15 protein-coding genes and 1 pseudogene are annotated in these 16,470 nt (G+C 62.3%); 4 read left to right on the forward strand and 12 right to left on the reverse strand.

Translation table 11 applies throughout. From position 1 onward, the window contains the following. Positions 1-4: 4 nt before the first annotated feature. The 4 genes from uraH to P3T22_RS12835 all read left to right on the forward strand — a co-directional run bounded on the left by uraH (position 5) and on the right by P3T22_RS12835 (position 3,779). Complete coding sequence (gene uraH, locus P3T22_RS12820) at positions 5-358, forward strand: hydroxyisourate hydrolase (RefSeq protein WP_429325147.1); 354 nt, start codon at positions 5-7, stop codon at positions 356-358. A 345-nt stretch (positions 359-703) separates the two neighbouring features. After that, the gene (locus P3T22_RS12825) at positions 704-1,897 is read left to right on the forward strand and encodes a urate hydroxylase PuuD (RefSeq protein WP_063495876.1); all 1,194 of its coding nucleotides are present in this window, start codon (positions 704-706) and stop codon (positions 1,895-1,897) included. Between the two features lie 269 nt (positions 1,898-2,166). After that, positions 2,167-2,433 carry a helix-turn-helix domain-containing protein gene (locus tag P3T22_RS12830; protein ID WP_054035321.1) on the forward strand — a complete coding sequence of 89 codons (267 nt, stop codon included), beginning with the start codon at positions 2,167-2,169 and terminating at the stop codon, positions 2,431-2,433. Beyond that, a complete protein-coding gene (locus P3T22_RS12835; protein WP_429325148.1) occupies positions 2,430-3,779 on the forward strand; it encodes a type II toxin-antitoxin system HipA family toxin in 1,350 nt (449 codons plus the stop codon). Before P3T22_RS12830 ends, P3T22_RS12835 begins: the two co-directional genes overlap by 4 nt. Positions 3,780-3,904: 125 nt before the next feature. Here the strand turns inward: P3T22_RS12835 and P3T22_RS12840 are convergent, their stop codons facing one another. From P3T22_RS12840 to P3T22_RS12895, 12 genes and pseudogenes are all read right to left on the reverse strand, one after another. Beyond that, on the reverse strand, positions 3,905-4,417 hold the full coding sequence (locus tag P3T22_RS12840; RefSeq protein ID WP_429325149.1) for an ureidoglycolate lyase: 513 nt from the start codon (positions 4,415-4,417) through the stop codon (positions 3,905-3,907). Next, positions 4,414-5,427, reverse strand: coding sequence for an allantoicase (gene alc / locus P3T22_RS12845; protein WP_063495873.1), 1,014 nt, complete (start codon positions 5,425-5,427; stop codon positions 4,414-4,416). The genes P3T22_RS12840 and alc overlap by 4 nt, the downstream gene beginning before the upstream one ends. Positions 5,428-5,500: 73 nt before the next feature. Then, positions 5,501-6,022: a 2-oxo-4-hydroxy-4-carboxy-5-ureidoimidazoline decarboxylase gene (uraD, locus tag P3T22_RS12850; protein WP_106351861.1), complete on the reverse strand. Its 522-nt coding sequence runs from the start codon at positions 6,020-6,022 to the stop codon at positions 5,501-5,503. Continuing rightward, positions 6,019-6,969 carry an allantoinase PuuE gene (gene puuE, locus P3T22_RS12855; RefSeq protein ID WP_063495871.1) on the reverse strand — a complete coding sequence of 317 codons (951 nt, stop codon included), beginning with the start codon at positions 6,967-6,969 and terminating at the stop codon, positions 6,019-6,021. The genes uraD and puuE overlap by 4 nt, the downstream gene beginning before the upstream one ends. A gap of 274 nt (positions 6,970-7,243) precedes the next feature. Then, the gene (locus P3T22_RS12860) at positions 7,244-8,110 is read right to left on the reverse strand and encodes an aspartate/glutamate racemase family protein (RefSeq protein WP_063495870.1); all 867 of its coding nucleotides are present in this window, start codon (positions 8,108-8,110) and stop codon (positions 7,244-7,246) included. A 24-nt stretch (positions 8,111-8,134) separates the two neighbouring features. Beyond that, entirely contained in the window at positions 8,135-9,616 is a 1,482-nt protein-coding gene (locus P3T22_RS12865) for an NCS1 family nucleobase:cation symporter-1 (protein ID WP_063495869.1), read from the reverse strand. A gap of 336 nt (positions 9,617-9,952) precedes the next feature. Beyond that, complete coding sequence (locus P3T22_RS12870) at positions 9,953-10,693, reverse strand: GntR family transcriptional regulator (protein ID WP_429325150.1); 741 nt, start codon at positions 10,691-10,693, stop codon at positions 9,953-9,955. A gap of 315 nt (positions 10,694-11,008) precedes the next feature. Continuing rightward, entirely contained in the window at positions 11,009-11,935 is a 927-nt protein-coding gene (gene ldcA, locus P3T22_RS12875; protein WP_063495867.1) for a muramoyltetrapeptide carboxypeptidase, read from the reverse strand. 186 nt (positions 11,936-12,121) lie between these two features. Next, a pseudogene (tadA, locus tag P3T22_RS12880) lies at positions 12,122-12,682 on the reverse strand (tRNA adenosine(34) deaminase TadA); the annotation flags it as partial. A 164-nt stretch (positions 12,683-12,846) separates the two neighbouring features. Next, on the reverse strand, positions 12,847-13,248 hold the full coding sequence (locus P3T22_RS12885; RefSeq protein ID WP_429325151.1) for a DUF1992 domain-containing protein: 402 nt from the start codon (positions 13,246-13,248) through the stop codon (positions 12,847-12,849). A gap of 554 nt (positions 13,249-13,802) precedes the next feature. Further along, positions 13,803-14,402 (reverse strand): 2'-5' RNA ligase family protein, encoded by a 600-nt coding sequence (locus P3T22_RS12890; RefSeq protein ID WP_429325152.1) that lies wholly within the window; start codon positions 14,400-14,402, stop codon positions 13,803-13,805. A gap of 221 nt (positions 14,403-14,623) precedes the next feature. Next, positions 14,624-16,444 carry an amino acid ABC transporter permease/ATP-binding protein gene (locus P3T22_RS12895; RefSeq protein ID WP_429325153.1) on the reverse strand — a complete coding sequence of 607 codons (1,821 nt, stop codon included), beginning with the start codon at positions 16,442-16,444 and terminating at the stop codon, positions 14,624-14,626. Positions 16,445-16,470 lie beyond the last annotated feature (26 nt).

Genomic DNA, 16,470 nt, shown 5'->3' on the forward strand with positions numbered 1-16,470 from the left:
GCGAATGGGAAAGCTCACTACCCACGTGCTCGACACCGCCAACGGCCGTCCCGGCGCGGGCATCAAGGTCGAACTCTTTGCGCTCTCCGGCGACACCCGCCGCGCGCTCAAAACCACCACCACCAATGACGACGGCCGCTGCGACCAGCCGCTGCTCGAAGGCGACGCACTGGTCGCGGGCGAATACGAACTCGTGTTCGACGCTGGCGATTACTTTGCGTCGATCGGCACGAAGGTGCCGGAGCCGCGCTTCGTCGATCGCGTTGTGTTGCGTTTCGGCGTGGCCGACGCCGGCGCGCACTATCACGTGCCGCTGCTGGTGTCGCCGTGGTCGTACAGCACCTATCGAGGCAGCTAGGCGCGCCGGGCGGTTTCGATAGGCGTTGGAGGACGACAAGGTTGGAGTCGTGTTGTATTTCCGAGCGCGCCCGATTGCACTGTGCGGCTCCCAGGAGACACCCGCGAAGCGCAATCGAACGCGAGCGACCCGACCTGACGCTCCAATAAAAAACGGCGCGTGCGAACTGAGCGCACCGCGTCTTTCGCCCTGAAAGAAGTCCCCTTGGGGGACACCCCGCAGTCTGTGCGGCGACGCAACGCATGCCGACGACCCGTCAGCCGGGTCACCGAAGGCGCAGTCAGAAGGCGCAATCAAGGCACAAGCGTCGTTGTGCGTACAACGAATCAGAAGTGGAGGAGTTTCATGGAAGGCTTTATCACTGACTGGCTGAATCTGGCCTTGCGCTGGTTTCACGTCATCGCCGCCATCGCCTGGATTGGCGAATCGTTCTATTTCGTCGCGCTCGACAACAGCCTGAAACCGCCTACGGACCCGAACCAGCGCAAGCGCGGCGTGTTCGGCGAGTTGTGGCACGTGCACGGCGGCGGCTTCTACAACATGCAGAAGTACACCGTCGCGCCGCCGGAAATGCCGGACGACCTGCACTGGTCCAAGTGGCCGTCGTACACCACGTGGCTGTCGGGCGCGAGCCTCTTCACGGTGTTGTATCTGTTCTCGCCGAGCACGTACCTGATCGACAAGAACGTGCTGGATATGGGTCCGGTCGTGGCCGTCGCATCCGCTCTCGGCTTCCTCGCCGCCGGCTGGATCGTCTACGACTCGCTGTGCCGTCTGCTCGGCAATAAAGACAAGGTACTCGGCATCTGCGTCGGCATTTATGTGGTGATCGCGGCGTACCTCGCGTGCCACATCTTCGCGGGCCGCGCGGCTTACCTGATCATGGGTGCGATGCTGGCAACGATCATGTCGGCGAACGTGTTCTTCGTGATCATCCCGGGTCAGCGCAAGATGGTTGCCGCGATGCTCAAGGGCGAAACGCCGAACCCGATCTACGGCAAGCGCGGCAAGCAACGTTCGGTGCACAACACGTATTTCACGCTGCCGGTGGTGTTCGCTATGCTGTCGAACCACTACGCGATGACGTACACGAATCAGTACAACTGGGTCGTGCTCCTGATGATCATGCTGGCCGGCGCGCTGATTCGCCAGTTCTTCGTGATGCGTCATCGTGGCCAGGTGCTGTGGTATCTGCCGCTGGTCGGTATCGTGCTGATGTTCGGCGCCCTCTTCTGGACGATGCCGAAGCCGGTCGTGCCGCAAGCGCAAGCTGCGAATGCGCCGACGGTCAAGGTGGCCGATATTGCGCCGGTGTTGCAACAGCGCTGCGTGGCATGCCACTCCGCCCATCCGACGATGATGGGCAGCGCCCCGGCTGGCGTGTTGCTGGATACGCCGGACGAGATCTCGCAGAACGCACAGCGGATCTATCAGCAGGCCGTGACCTTGAAGGCGATGCCGCTGGGCAACGTTACACACATGACCGACGACGAGCGGATGAAGATCGCCGCGTGGTTCGAAGGCGGTGCGGTGAAGTAATGAGCTGGTGGCCGCGTTGCGCCCGGCTTTGCAGAACCTTGGCAGAACATGAAGCGGGCTTTTCGCGTGAGCGGGAAGCCCGCTTTTTTGTTGATCGTTCGGTCCGGACAGCTTGTCAGAATGACCAGTAAAATTGTAGCCCAAGAGACACAAATTTAAAGATACTTGATGAATATGTAGCCCATGAGGCACAAAACCATAAGAACAAATTGTGTCTTATGGGCTACAATATGGCTAACATCTGCCAATTTGATGCCCTGGGGCTACAAATGACCAATCTCGCTGACGTATCGGACATGTTGAAGGCCGTTCGGCGCGAAAGCCACCTGTCTCAAGAGGAATTGGCGCGCCGCGCAGGCGTCGCGCGCACCACCGTCGCGCGTATGGAAACGCTCGCCAAAAACGATATGAGCGTGTCGGTGCTGGTGCGCCTGCTCGAAGCGGCCGGCTACGACCTCAAGTTCGTCGCGCACGGCCACGGGCGGACGCTCGAAGATATCCTGGCTGAACAACGCATGCCGGACGCGGACTCATGAGGCTCGACGTTCAGGTACTGGGCAAGCACGTCGCCACGCTGTTTCGCGAGCGCGACGACTACGTCCTCAAATACAACCGTGATGCGACGGTGGCCGACTTCGTCAGCCTGACCATGCCGGTACGCGAAGAGGCCTGGCGCTGGCCACGCGACCTGCATCCGTTTTTCCGGCAGAACCTGCCGGAAGGCTACCTGCTGAATCTGATCCGCGAGCAATTCGGCCCCCTGCTCGACGGCACCGATCTGTCACTGCTGGCCGTAGTCGGCGCCATGGGGATTGGCCGCGTTACCGTGACGCCCGAAGGTGTCGCGCCGGGCACCGAACTGCAAGCGCTGGATGTGCAGGACATCCTGCACGGTGACAACACGGCCGAACATTTTGCTTCACTGGTGCGCGAATATGCGCGCGCGGCCATCTCGGGCGCCGTGCCGAAGTTCATTGCGCCGCAGGCGGAAACTTCCAGTGCGTCCGCGCCGATGCCGCTCGGCAAACCAACAATCCGAACGAGCCGCCACATCGTCAAAGGCTCCGACGACAACACACCGTTTCTCGGCTTCAACGAGTTCTACTCGATGCGCGTGCTCGAACGGCTCGGCGTAGCGCCGGTCGCACGCACGCAGATGTCGGACGATGGGCGCGCGTTGATCGTCGAGCGTTTCGACGTGGATGCGCATGGCCTGCCCGCGTACGGAGTAGAAGACATGTGCGGTTTATTGGGCCTGCCGCCGCACGAAAAATACAATTCGACCAGCGAAAAGATGCTCAATGCCGCACGCGCCTACCTGCTCGATCGCGACAGCATGCGGCAGCAACTCGAGCATCTCGGCTGGCACTTGCTGACAACCTACGTCGTGCGCAACGCGGATTGCCATACGAAAAATGTCGCGCTGTTTTACACGTCCGTGGACGACGTCGCGTTTACACCCGTCTACGACATCGTCACGACGCAGGCTTATCCGCGATTCGCGGCCAATCCGCCGGGCCTGCCGATCGACGGACGTAAAACCTGGGCAGCCGGCAAAACGCTCGAACGATTTTTCAACACACGGATGGGAATCGCCCCGCGGCAATACGCACAGATGGTCGAAGCGTTATGCGACTCGGCGGTCGCCGTCGGTCACGAGTTGATTGAAGCGGCGCGCAACGAACCGCAGTGGCGCAACGTCGCCAAGCAGATGCTGCATGCGTGGGACGACGGTATGGCGTCGTTGCGATCGCCGAAGAAGAGCTTGCAGTTCAAAGGACTCAAACCGGCGATCGAAGCGGCGGGATTTTCCGCACCGGAGCCGGCTGAACATGCGCGTGAAGTCATCGGGCGTTCACCGCTTCTCGGCAAGCGCAACTGACCAACCATATTGCGCCCCATAGCGTGGTGGTCCGCAAATCAAAAACCCACAGCGTTCTGCACTGTGGGCATTTTTATAACCAACCTGCTCACCGTATTACGCGAAGGCAACCTAAGGCAACGACCTCAAACGGTCACCGCGCTCAACGCATCTTCAGTCAGCCAGAGCGACTCGCCCAGATCCTGCTCGTTCAGGTTCAGTCCATCGCCGCCGCGATCGACGACGATAAAGTCGCTCACGCCGCCCAATGCGATCAGCGGATGGTGCCAGACGCCCTTCGCATAGTTCACACCTTGCCAGCCGCTCGTCACGAACGCACGAATCTGCTTCGGGTCCAACTCGCCCGCCGGCGCCACGACCACCAGATACGGCTTGTCGTTCAGCGGCACGAAGGCCTGGCTGCCCAGCGGATGACGTTCGAGCATCTTCACTTCGAACGGCAACGTGCGCGGCTGACCGCGAAACAGGTTCACCAGCGTGCGGCCGTTCTCGTCGGTCACGTCCACTTTCGCGAGATCGTGATAGCGGATCGTGGTGCCGAGGTTGATCGGAATCTGCTTCGCGCCTTCGAGTTCGATCACGTCGCCGAACGCGGCGAACGCTTCCTTCGTCAACGGTTCGATAGCCAGCGTTTTCATGATGCGAGCGTGCCCCACAGACGCAGACGCGACACGCCGCCGTCCGGAATGATGTTGAAGCGCACGTGCGTGACCGGACCCAGTGCCGCGATTTCGCTTTCGAAATAGTGCTGGTTGTCCATCTTCAGCTTCTGCTCGCCCAGCAGCACCGGCCAGAACATGGCTTGAGTGATCAGCGAGCTATCCGTGCCGCCCGTTACATACGCGGCCTGGATCGAGCAACGGTCAGGATAGTTGCCTTTGAAGTGAGCCGTATCGACTTCGATCTTCCTGATCACGCCCGGTTGCGCCAGCGCGACGATCGCCCAGTCATTGCCCGGTTCACGGCGGCGGCGCGTTTCCCAGCCGTCGCCCATGTTCACGCCGCGGCCCGGCATCAGAATCGTCGATGCAGCGCCGAAGTGCTGGTTGTTCGCCGCGACCAGATACGCGCCGTTTTCCATCGCGGCCAGATCGAACTGCTCGGTGCGGCTTGCGCCTGCCCAGTCGACTTGCGGCTGACCATACACACGCAGACGTGCAATGCCGCCGTCCGGGTAGATGTTCACGCGCAGGTGCGTGTAGGCGTTCGCGTCGCTGACTTCGTGATAGTGATGGCTGTTGCCTTGCAGCGTGGTCGACGGGACGATTTCGGTCCATTGCGTCGACTGGTTCGGTACGCCGTCCACGACGCGCGCAGCCTCAACCGAAGCGGCCGGCGGGAAGTTGCCCGTGAAGTGGCTGGTGTCGAGGTCGAGACCCTTGATCACGCCCGGACGCGCGAGCTTCACGACGCACCAGTCGTAACCGTTGGCGCGCTTGCGACGCGTTTCCCAGCCGTCCATCCACTTGCCGTTGTCGTCGTACTTGCCTGGAATGAAGACGGCCGGCTCTGGATTCAGCATACGTTCCTTCGGTGCGAAGAAATCGTCGCTGGCCTCGAGCGCCTGCGCACCCAGGCGCGGATCCGCCAGGTTCACATAGCGGCGCGTGAATTCCGGTGCGTTCGGGTCGAGAATCGGGAGTGCCATCTTTGTCTTCCTTTATGTTTGCTAGTGCTGAAAAAACGTTTCGGTTCGAGGTCCGCGACGCGTAGTTGAAACCTTACGCGTCGATCAGGTCGTCGAGCCGGAAACGTGCGATGCGGTAGATCTGATCGAGGCTCGCGCGCAATTCGTCGGCGCGGCTATTGTTCACGCGCGCCTCGAAGTTCGCGATGATGCCGTGGCGGTCGTAACCGCGCACCGCGAGGATGAACGGAAAACCGAACTTCTCGCGATAGGCGCTGTTCAGCGCCAGCAGCCTGTCGAATTCTTCCTGTGTGCATTGGGCGAGGCCCGCGCCGCTCTGCTCTCGCGTGGATTCGGCCGTCAGTTCGCCGCGCACCGCAGCCTTGCCGGCGAGCTCCGGGTGGGCGTTGATCAACGCCAGTTGCTTCTCTTCACCGGCAGTCTCGACGATGTTCGACATCTTGCTATGCAGTTCGTCGATGCTGGCAAACGGCCGTTGCTGCGCGGCAATTTCCGCGACCCACGGCGAGTGCTCGAAAATGCCCGACAGCGCCGCGACGAACGCGTCGGTCGAGGTGCTGTTGAGTTGATCCAGAGTGTATTGCATCGCCTTCATGCCGCTGCCCCGCGGTTGTTTTGTTGGTAAGGGTGATGTTCGCGCCAGTGACGCGCGATATCGACGCGCCGCGTCACCCACACGCGATCGTGCTGTTCGATATGGTCGAGAAAACGTTGCAGCGCACGGAAGCGGCCCGGGCGGCCGAGCAGACGGCAGTGCATGCCGATCGACAGCATCTTCGGTGCTTCGTCGCCTTCTTCGTAAAGCACGTCGAATGCGTCGCGCAGATAGGTGAAGAAATGGTCCGCGGTGTTGAAGCCTTGCGGGCTCGCAAAGCGCATATCGTTGGTGTCGAGCGTGTACGGCACGATCAGTTGCGGGCTCTTGGCGCCGCCCGTCACGTCGACGTCCATCCAGAACGGCAGATCGTCGCCGTAGTAATCCGAGTCGTACAGGAAGCCGCCGTATTCGGCGACCAGACGATGCGTGTTGGGACTGTCGCGGCCGGTGTACCAGCCGAGCGGGCGCGCGCCGGTGATGCGCTCGATCGCTTCCATGCCGAGGCGCATGTGCTCCGCCTCTTGTTCCGGCGACACGTCCTGGTAATGAATCCAGCGATAGCCGTGGCAAGCGATCTCATGACCGAGCTCGACGAACGCGCGCCCCAGATCAGGATGCCGTTCGATCGCCATGCCGACGCCGAACACCGTGAGCGGCAGGCCGCGCTTTTCGAATTCTCGCAGGATGCGCCACACGCCTGCACGCGAGCCGTATTCGTAGATCGACTCCATGCTCATGTGCCGCGCCGGATAAGACGCCGCGCCGACGATTTCCGACAGAAACTGCTCCGAGCCGGGATCGCCGTGCAGCACGCAGTTTTCACCGCCTTCTTCGTAGTTCAGGACGAATTGCACCGCGACGCGCGCTCGACCCGGCCAGTTCGCCTGCACCGGGTGGCGGCCGTAGCCGATCAGATCGCGTGGGTAGTTCGAGTCGAGTGGCATGGTTTGACGAAAGCGTGATGACGATACGTAAAATTCGCGTAAAATTCGCGTGAAACTCACGTGACATGCACGTGGAGTTGGCGTGCCTTCTGCATGCGTGTGCTTGTGTCCGGTTGCCCGCGATTGCCTCTCACGCATGCCGGCGCGGGCCGAGACGGCCCTGAGTAGCGGCACCAGAAGCAGCAGCAAAATAGCGTTCGGGTACCAGCGCCGAGTGGGACCAGTGTAGCGAAAACACCCGGGTGCGCCCATACACCCGGGCAGATAGTGCGTGTCAGACTGGATGTATGTGCGGAGCCGGCCCCACCGGGCGTTCCGTGGTGTTTACCCGCAGTAAGCCAGTCGAATTTGCGCTTTCCGCGGCACGTGCGGCCGAATCGCGAGGCGGCTGTGGATTTGGGTCCGCATCGGTCGGGCTGAAGGCTTCCAGCGCGCCGTCATAGCGCTTGGCCAGCGGCCGCGCATAATCGCCCCGCTTGGCGGTCGACAGCCGCAGCGCGACCAGCGCTTCGGTCCATTTAACCGCCGCCGTCACGCCCTCGATCACCGGCGCGCCCAGGGCATCTTCGATCTCCGCGCACAATTCGGCCATGCCAGCGCAACCGAGCACGATCGCGTCCGACCCGTCCTCCTCCAGCGCGCGCCGGCATTCGTCGAGAATGATGCGGCGCGCCGCCGAGCCAGGCTTATCCAGGTCCAGCACGGCAACGTCGGTGGCACGCACGTTGCGGCAAAAGCGCTTCATGCCGTAGCGCTCGGCGAGATGCCACGCCATGCCGCAGGTGCGCGCCAGCGTGGTCACCACCGAAAACCCCGGTGCCAGCACGCTCGCGGCATGCATCGCCGCTTCGGCGATGCCGATCACCGGTCCGCGCGCCAACTCGCGGGCTGCGTATAACCCGGGGTCGCCGAAGCAGGCGATCACGTACCCGTCGCAGCCCTCGCGCTCGCCGGCGATAACTTCGGCCAGCAAGCCGGGCGTCGCGAGCGCTTCGTCGTAATAGCCTTCTATCGACGGCGGCCCCATCGTCGGACTGACCGCGATCACTTCGGTGCCGGGCGCGGCGACTTCACGCGCGCAGCGGCCCATCGCCTCGGTCATGCGTTGCGTCGTATTCGGATTGATCAGTTTGATGCGCATAGCGACTCCTGTTGAAGTACTGGCTCAGCGAGCGAGCGCGCGGTAGAACACTGCACCCAATCCGGCCCCGATGAACCACGAGAAATTGGCCAGCCCGTCGAGCGTCGGCACCATCACGCAGATCACGGCGATGATCGCAGCCGGCAGCAATGCAGCTACGGCGCGGTAGTTGACACCATTCCTGTACCAGTACGAGCCGTTCGGAGAAACCGAGTAGAGGTCATCGAGCACGATCTTTTGACGTTTCACGAGAAAGTAGTCAACGATCAGGACACCATATAACGGTCCAATGAAACTGCCGAGTACATCGAGTGTGTAATGAATTACCGCCGGATTGTTGAACAGGTTCCACGGCGTGATGAAGATCGACGCCACCGCCGCGAGCATGCCGCCCGCACGCCAGCTGATCAGACGCGGCGCGACATTCGAGAAGTCGAAGGCCGGCGACACGAAGTTAGCGACGATGTTGATGCCGATAGTCGCAATCGTGAAGGTCAATGCACCGAGAATCACCGCGGTCGGATAGTCGATACGACCCACCGTTTCGACCGGGTCCGTGATCAGTTGGCCAAACACCGGCAGCGTGGCGGCGGTCGTGACCACCGTCACCAGCGAAAAGGCGAGGAAGTTGACCGGCAGCCCCCAGAAGTTGCCGCGCTGCACGCTGCGAAAACTCTTGCCGTAGCGGGAAAAGTCGCCGAAATTCAGCATCGGGCCGGAGAAGTACGACACCACCAGCGAAATCGCCGTGATCATCACCGGCACGACTTCCATGCCGTGATATTTAACGCCGCCCAGGTTGATTCCGATGTTTCGCCATCCTGCGCGATACACCATGTAGCCGGCGAGAATGAACATCACCACATAGACCGCCGGACCCGCGAAGTCGATGAACTTCTTGATGGTCTCCATGCCGTGCCAGAACACCAGCGCCTGCAATACCCACAGCAACATGAAACCGGCCCAGCCCAAGGTGGAGAGACCCATGAAACCATGATGATGCACGTCCGCGTACGGCAATAGCTGCGGGACGAACTTCAGCACCACGATCACCAGCGCGCTCGAAGCCAGATAAGTTTGGATTCCATACCATGCGACCGCGATCAAGCCACGAATCACGGCAGGAATATTCGCGCCGAGCACGCCGAACGTTGCGCGGCAAGCCACCGGATAAGGCACGCCGTTCGCCTGGCTCGGCTTGGCAATCAGGTTGCAGAGCAGGTTGACAATCGTAATGCCGACCAGCAGCGCGATCAGCACCTGCCAGCTCGTCAGCCCAAGCGCAAACAGACTACCCGCGAACACATAGCCGCCGACACTGTGCACGTCCGACATCCAGAATGCGAAGATGTTGTAAGCGCCCCAGGTTTGATGGCGCAGCGGCGCCAGGTCTTCGTTGTACAGCCTCTCGCTGTAGCCTGCGGGTATCGACGGATCGCTGGACGCGCCGCCGTCTGCGTATGTGGGAATTGCGGGACTGCCGGGCGCTGCGCTGAACTCAGCCATGATTCCTCCTTGGGATAGGGACCGTCGATAACAAATCGAAGGATGTTGCATCGGCCATGCCAGCCACCCTCTTCTTCCCGATCGGGAAACAGGAGGGTCGAGCCGACTCATTGACCGCGCCGCGGGTGTCTCCGTACTTGATGTACTTGTGGTTATCGCACCGCCTGTCGCCGCGGATTCCCGGCGATGCGTTACTACTCCAAGGCTGTCGTCCCGTGACGGCCACGCGTGCGCAAGCGGGCAGCGCTCACGCCGAGCCGCCTTACAACGCCTGATTCGGTTCAGTTCAATTCAGTGCGGCGCGCACCAGCAACGAGCGCGCACCGGCCGCCTGCCTCAGCCTGGCGCGGACTTGGGTCCATGAGCTTCCTTCGGTGCGCCGTTCAGTGCGCCGAACACTTCATGCAGATCGGCTGCGCCACGTGCGGGGCGCTCCAGCATCTTCAACTCGACGCTTTGCAAATGGCGCGACATCCGTGCCGCCGCCTCTTTTGCGTCGCCGGCGTCGAGCGCGGCGAGAATCGCTTCATGGTCTTCGAACGAGCAAGGGCTGCGTCCGAGCGACTCGTACAGCGCCGAAATCAGCGTGGAGCGCGCCACCAGTCCGTTCAGGCAATCGCACAGCACGGCGTTGCCGGTGAGCCCGGCCAGCTCGGTATGGAACTCGCCCGACAGACGAATCCACGCCGGAAAATCACGTGTTTCGAACGCTTTGCGTTCACGGCCGATCATGCTGCCAATGCTCTTCAAACGGCGCATGCCATGACCGCCGCAAATCTTTTCAACCACGGCCAGCTCGATGATCCGGCGCATTTCGAACACCTCATGCACTTCCTGCAGCGACGGGCTGGCAACAAACGCACCACGATTCGGTTCCAGGTCGACGAGGTGGTCGGTGGCCAGTTGCGCGAGCGCCTGCCGGATCGGCCCGCGCTTCACGCCGAATACTTCGCACAACTGTGCTTCTGTCAGCTTGGCGCCCGGTGCGAGCCGATGCTCGAGGATCGCCGCGCGGATGCGCTCGGCGATCGCTTCGGGTTTCGAACTATTCGCGGCTGCGGAGTCTGTGTCGGACATGATGTGCGTCTCGGTATGGTTGTCATCATAGGATGGACATAAAGATTGTCAACAATTTTTGTCTTGAATTTCGACAATCCAGACACCCGGACCATAGCGTGGCTTGGCGGATAGCCCACGCAGGCCTTACTCTGCTTCAATATCAGTTTAATTAATGTATGGGACGGTCGTCTATGGGTGACGGTTTTTGTCAACAAAGTGAGGGGCCTTCGTGGGGCGGATCTATCGGGTGTGGTCTTGAAATATTGACCGTTAGTTGCGTGATTGATTTGAAAATAAAGCGGGCAAACGCCCGCCTCCCCGCCTCACGCCGCTTCAGGCGAGGGTCGGATAGCCCGATACCGTCAGTTTGAATCCGTGTGCGTTGGCGACGAGGTGCGCGTCCGCGCCAACCGGCAGCGTCAGCATGTTGGGCATATGGCCGAATTGCAGACCGGTAATGACCGGAATCCGGATCACCGACCTCACCTGCTCGATCATCGCGCGCAGGTCGTAGCCGTTGTCGTAATCGTACGGTTTGCCGCCAGAGAAATCGCCGAGCACAAGCGCCTGCTGCTGCGCGAGGATGCCCGACAGGTGCAACTGATAAAGCATCCGTTCGAGCCGGAACGGCTGCTCGTTGACATCTTCGAGGAACAGAATGCCGCCCTGCACCGGCGGCATGTACGGCGTACCGATCAGCGACGTCACCACTGCCAGATTGCCGCCCCACAACATGCCCGTCACGTCGGCAGTTTGCGCTTGCGGCACATGGCTCGTCACCGTCATGGTCGGTCCGGTCAGCGCGGACCAGAAGTGCTGCATGGTGAATTCGCTCAGATCTTCTGCGCCGAAGTCGCTCATCAACATCGGGCCGCCGAACGTTTTCAGGCCGGCGCGTGCCAGCAAAGCAAGCTGCACCGCGGTGAAATCGCTATGACCCACCAGCGCGACAGGCTGCTCGGCCAAGCGCCGTTGCAGCCCTTCGTAGTCGAGTCCGTGGAGGACGCGCACCGCGCCATAGCCGCCACGCACGGCTAGCACGATGTCGGGCAACTTACGCGCGGGGTCCGCCAGCCGGTTGAGATCGGCGGCACGCTCGCCGTCGGTGCCGGCGAAGCGTTGGTAGCGGCGCCTTGTCACCTCCACACCTTCGACGCGATGCCCCTGCGCATGCAAGCGATGCAACGCGCGATGCAGCACCTCGGAATCATGCGGATACCCGGACGGCGCGATTAACTCAATGGTGCGATGGACGGTCATTGGCAAGACCTGTTGGACGTTGTTGTTTTAGAGCGGCTCAGCCGGCCCCGGTTCGCTGCGTGCTGCGGAGTCTGCTTCGACGTGCGCTTCGGCGTGTGCTTCGGCGTGCGCTTCGCTGCGCGCTACCACGTGCGCGTCGATCTGTGCTTCAACCTGTGTCTCGCGGCGTGCTCCGATGTGCGCAGCGGGCTGTGCTTCGCCGCCGGCTACGGCGAGCGCTTCGGCCCGTGCCGCCGCGCGTGCTTCACGGCTTGCGCGCCGCCGCTCGGCAAAGAACGATTTGAGCGCGGCGCCGCATTCGGTTTCGAGCACGCCGCCGGTCACCGTGGTGTGGTGATTCAATTGCGGATTCGCGAATGCATCGACGACACTGCCGCACGCTCCGGTTTTCGGATCGCGCGCCCCGAACACGACGCGTGCGATGCGCGCATGCATGATCGCACCGGCGCACATCAGGCAAGGTTCCAGCGTCACATACAGCTCGCAGCCCGGCAGACGGTAATTTCCGACAGCTTGCGCGGCTGCGCGCAATGCGATCATTTCCGCATGTGCCGACGGGTCGTGAGCGCCGATCGGATGGTTGAACCCTGTGGCGATGACCTCGTCGCCCCGCACGAGCACCGCGCCAACCGGTACTTCGCCGGCTGCGCGGGCCTCTTCGGCAGCGGCCTGGGCGAGCGCCATGAAGCGGCGATCGCGCTCCGAGGCAGGCGGTGTGGGCGATTCGTCTGGCGTGGGGGTGTCGATCCGCCCACTGGCGGCAGCAGTTGGCGTTGGATCACTCGCCGCGAGTGCTGGCGCATCGGGACCAACGGATCCGGCCTGGGCAGCCGCCAATGTGACCGCCTCAGCCGATTCGCGGTACTCGACAGACTCCGGACCTGGCGTGACGGAGGGGGGAAGCGGCTCGCTCACTGCGAACCCGCATCGGCCAAATTGAGGTTGCCGACGCGCTCCGACAGCCGCTCGGCAATGCGGCGGCAGTATTCGCGCGGCAGGACCAGCGGGCCGCCGCGCAGCGATTCAAGAGCCATATCGAGCGCCAGCATGCGCGCCTGGAGACGGCAGCGGGCAGCCCGGTCGCTCACGGCATTCAGCTCCGCTTGCAGGTCGCGCAAGGCGTGCAGCTGCTCGACAGCCGGCGGCACGAAACCTGCAATTTTCAAAATCCGGTTGGCGACGCGCACTTCCTCCGGGACCAGTGCATCGTCCTCCAGGGGCAGCGGCGCGCCCGCGCCCGGCAAATCATCGAACTCACCGCGCGCGGCTGCGGCGGCAATACGCTGTTCGACTAACGCATCAAGCAATTTCATCTGCAGTCCACTACGTTGCGGCCCAAGCATTCTATCAGGGAGCGTGCACTGGTTCTGGCTGTCTGACCGACGAATCCCCCTGGTTTTCAGATTTTGCGTATTTGAGCGCGCGCGTGGCGTGGATTAGGGTGGAGGGTTGCCGGCGCCGCCAACGCCACCGCTTTTCGTATCGGCAAAAACTTACGAATATCTTTCGTCATGCGCCGAGAAAACGGGCGCCTGCACCTGCCCCCTTTCATGGAGTCCACTTACGCTATGCAATCCGGAATCACCGACCACCGCTTCTACACTGCCCTTCGAGCTTGCGCCGCACGCCTCGATCCATGCCTGACTGCATTGACTGCGCCGCGTCGAAAGCATGCCTTCAAGCGATGCCTACGTACGACATTGGCGGCCGTTGCGATATCGGCCGCGCTATCAGGCTGCGGCGTGTTCTGCGGAGGTGCGGGCGGAAGCGGCGGCGGCTTTGCCGGCGGTTGCGCGACTGGCGTGCGGTTCTAGTCCGGCACCCCTCGACGCATTGACTTTACGACGGCCGACGCGAATCCGTACATTCACCCGGCCGCCAATGGCCAGCGCGCCAGAACAACGTGTCGGGTACGCCCGAGCAGGCTGTGCACCAGAGCAAATTCACGCACGTTCCAACTGACGGCTTCGACAGAACGTGTCGCGACCCAGGGCATGCCGTAAGCGAGGGTCACGTGCGGGGTGTACGGCGTATTTGACGAGACCGCGCGGTCGCCAAATCCAGCGTTTTCCAATGCCAATACGAGTGCGTCATGAAGCGCGTGGAGTCCAACGACACCCTCGTCGCCACCCAACACCAGTGGCCCCGGCCGCGGCTTCAGCGCAAAACTGAGCGCACTGTCGAACTCGACGCTAAAAGGCTCCATTCTGATCGACGCGGCCGCACTCATGGCCGCATCCACCCGTGCTGGCGGCAAACCTCCCGCGAAATTCCCGAGGTGAAGCAACGTAACGTGCATACGGTTGGCCGCAAGAGGCTTGCTCTTCGAGCGCGTCTCCCCGCAGAGCTGTTGCGCCAGCTTCGAGATGTTCGCCGCCGTATGCGCATCTGGAAAGACGGCGAAGAACAAGCCGTCTGTCGGCACAGGTGGCGCCTCGAGTCCGGGCAGCCAGAGTTGCTCAGGCATGGCGCGCCTGAATGGGTGACGCAGACATTTGAAAAAATCTCCTCTCATCAACGCAGGCTTGCCCGCGCATCCGAAATTTTTATAACGCGACGGGGCGAGGTTCAGCACGCCCCGCTTCCGCTCAATAAACTTGCACGCGCTAGCCGTCCACGCACAACACTGTACATTCATACAGTATCAATGACAACATGGAATTGCTCAAGACGCTGGCGGTACTCGTTTTAGAGCACCTTCGAAAGAAATTCGCGGGTGCGCGGATGAGCCGGGGCACCGAGCACGCTCGACGGCGGACCGGACTCCACGATCCGGCCACCATCCATGAACACGATCGTGTCGGCGACCTCGCGCGCAAAGCCGATCTCGTGCGTGACAATGATCAGCGTCGTGCCGGAACGCGCAAGCTGACGGATTACGTCCAGCACTTCGTTGACGAGTTCCGGATCGAGTGCCGACGTGGGTTCGTCGAACAGCAGAACCTTGGGCTTCAGCGCAAGCGCACGCGCAATCGCCACGCGCTGCTGCTGGCCCCCGGATAGCTGGCGCGGCCACGCATTCGCCTTGCCGGCGAGTCCCACGCGCGCGAGCAGAACACGCGCCGCCGCTTCTGCCTGCGCGCGCGGCACGCCCGCCGCGAGCGGCGCCTCGATAAGGTTTTCGAGCGCCGTCAGATGGGGAAACAGGTTGAAGCTCTGGAACACCATCCCGACATCGTCGCGGCGGCGCTGAAGAACGTCCCGCTCTTTCAACTCGTAGAGCGTGCGCCCATCGCGGCGATACCCGACGAGTTCGCCGTCGATGTCGATGAAGCCGTCGTCGACGCGTTCGAGGTGATTGATCGAGCGCAGCAACGTCGATTTGCCCGAGCCCGACTGGCCGAGAATCACCGTAACGCTGCCCGACGGGAACGACAACGAGACGTTGTCGAGCACCTTCAGCATGCCGAAGCTTTTCGACACGTTATGGATCCCAACCCTGCCGCCGACGCGTTGCTGAGCCCAGCCTCCCGTTGCCTGTTCCAGCGACTCGCGCGCGCGATGCTGCCGATCCGACTGCGCCGGGGTTTCGCTACGAGCAGCACGCGCGGTACGCCAGCGCCCGAATAGCGCGGTCAACGGCGACACCGCCACCTGCTCGCGCGTCGCGCCGCGTGCGTAGTACCGTTCGATATGAACCTGGATCGCCGACAGCCCGGTCAGGATGATCAGATACCAGACCGTCGCGACCATCAGCAGCGGAATCACCTCCAGGTTGCGGTGATAGATGATCTGCACTGTGTAGAACAAGTCCGGCATCGCGAGGATATAGACAACCGAGGTGCCTTTCGCGAGACCAATCACGTCGTTGAAGGCGGTCGGCAAAATCGAGCGCATCGCCTGCGGCAGTACGATACGCCTGACCTGGCGGGCGCCCGGCAAGCCGAGCGCGGCGGCCGCTTCGCGTTGCCCGTGGTCGACGGACAGAATTCCGCCGCGGATTGCCTCGGCCGAGAACGCGGCATGGTTCAGCGTGAGCCCGAGCACCGCCGCAAAGAATGGACTGATCAGATCGGTGGTCGATTCGGTCAGCATCACGAAGTGTGTGAACGGCACGCCGATCCAGATCGTCTCGTACAGATAGCCAAGGTTGTTCAGCAGGAGCAGCAGCACGATCGGCGGGATCGAGCGGAACAGCCAGATGAAGGCCCACGCACAGCCCGCCAGCAGCGGAGAACGCGAAACACGCGCCAATGCCAGCGGCGTCGCGAGCGCAAAGCCGAAGAGCGCGCCGAGCGCCGTAAGCACAAGCGTACGCGCAAGTCCCGAGAGCACCGGTTCGGCGAAAAACCACTGCGCGAACACGCCCCAGCCCCAGCGCGGATTGCCGAGTATCGAGTTCAGGACGAGCCCGAGCAGGACGATGGCCAGCACGGTTGCGGCCGTGCGCGCACGATGCCGCACCGGCACGATCCGATAGCGCGCGTAGTCGTGACCTTCATTGGTGCCGATCGCGTTTCCCGCATGAACCGCGTGAGCGGGACCGCCAAGCTGGGTGGTGTCGCTCATGATGCTGTCCTCCTGCGTTGCATGCC

The organism is Paraburkholderia sp. GAS348 (assembly GCF_050434205.1).
Taxonomy (GTDB): Bacteria; Pseudomonadota; Gammaproteobacteria; order Burkholderiales; family Burkholderiaceae; genus Paraburkholderia.

Bases quoted from the DNA above. Each gene is read 5' to 3' on its own strand.
- P3T22_RS12895 (WP_429325153.1), bottom strand. From the start codon at position 16,444: ATGAGCGACACCACCCAGCTTGGCGGTCCCGCTCACGCGGTTCATGCG.
- uraD (WP_106351861.1), bottom strand. From the start codon at position 6,022: ATGAAGGCGATGCAATACACTCTGGATCAACTCAACAGCACCTCGACC.
- uraH (WP_429325147.1), top strand. From the start codon at position 5: ATGGGAAAGCTCACTACCCACGTGCTCGACACCGCCAACGGCCGTCCC.
- alc (WP_063495873.1), bottom strand. From the start codon at position 5,427: ATGGCACTCCCGATTCTCGACCCGAACGCACCGGAATTCACGCGCCGC.
- P3T22_RS12835 (WP_429325148.1), top strand. From the start codon at position 2,430: ATGAGGCTCGACGTTCAGGTACTGGGCAAGCACGTCGCCACGCTGTTT.
- P3T22_RS12885 (WP_429325151.1), bottom strand. From the start codon at position 13,248: ATGAAATTGCTTGATGCGTTAGTCGAACAGCGTATTGCCGCCGCAGCC.
- P3T22_RS12825 (WP_063495876.1), top strand. From the start codon at position 704: ATGGAAGGCTTTATCACTGACTGGCTGAATCTGGCCTTGCGCTGGTTT.
- ldcA (WP_063495867.1), bottom strand. From the start codon at position 11,935: ATGACCGTCCATCGCACCATTGAGTTAATCGCGCCGTCCGGGTATCCG.
- P3T22_RS12840 (WP_429325149.1), bottom strand. From the start codon at position 4,417: ATGAAAACGCTGGCTATCGAACCGTTGACGAAGGAAGCGTTCGCCGCG.
- P3T22_RS12830 (WP_054035321.1), top strand. From the start codon at position 2,167: ATGACCAATCTCGCTGACGTATCGGACATGTTGAAGGCCGTTCGGCGC.
- P3T22_RS12865 (WP_063495869.1), bottom strand. From the start codon at position 9,616: ATGGCTGAGTTCAGCGCAGCGCCCGGCAGTCCCGCAATTCCCACATAC.
- P3T22_RS12890 (WP_429325152.1), bottom strand. From the start codon at position 14,402: ATGCCTGAGCAACTCTGGCTGCCCGGACTCGAGGCGCCACCTGTGCCG.
- P3T22_RS12860 (WP_063495870.1), bottom strand. From the start codon at position 8,110: ATGCGCATCAAACTGATCAATCCGAATACGACGCAACGCATGACCGAG.
- puuE (WP_063495871.1), bottom strand. From the start codon at position 6,969: ATGCCACTCGACTCGAACTACCCACGCGATCTGATCGGCTACGGCCGC.
- P3T22_RS12870 (WP_429325150.1), bottom strand. From the start codon at position 10,693: ATGTCCGACACAGACTCCGCAGCCGCGAATAGTTCGAAACCCGAAGCG.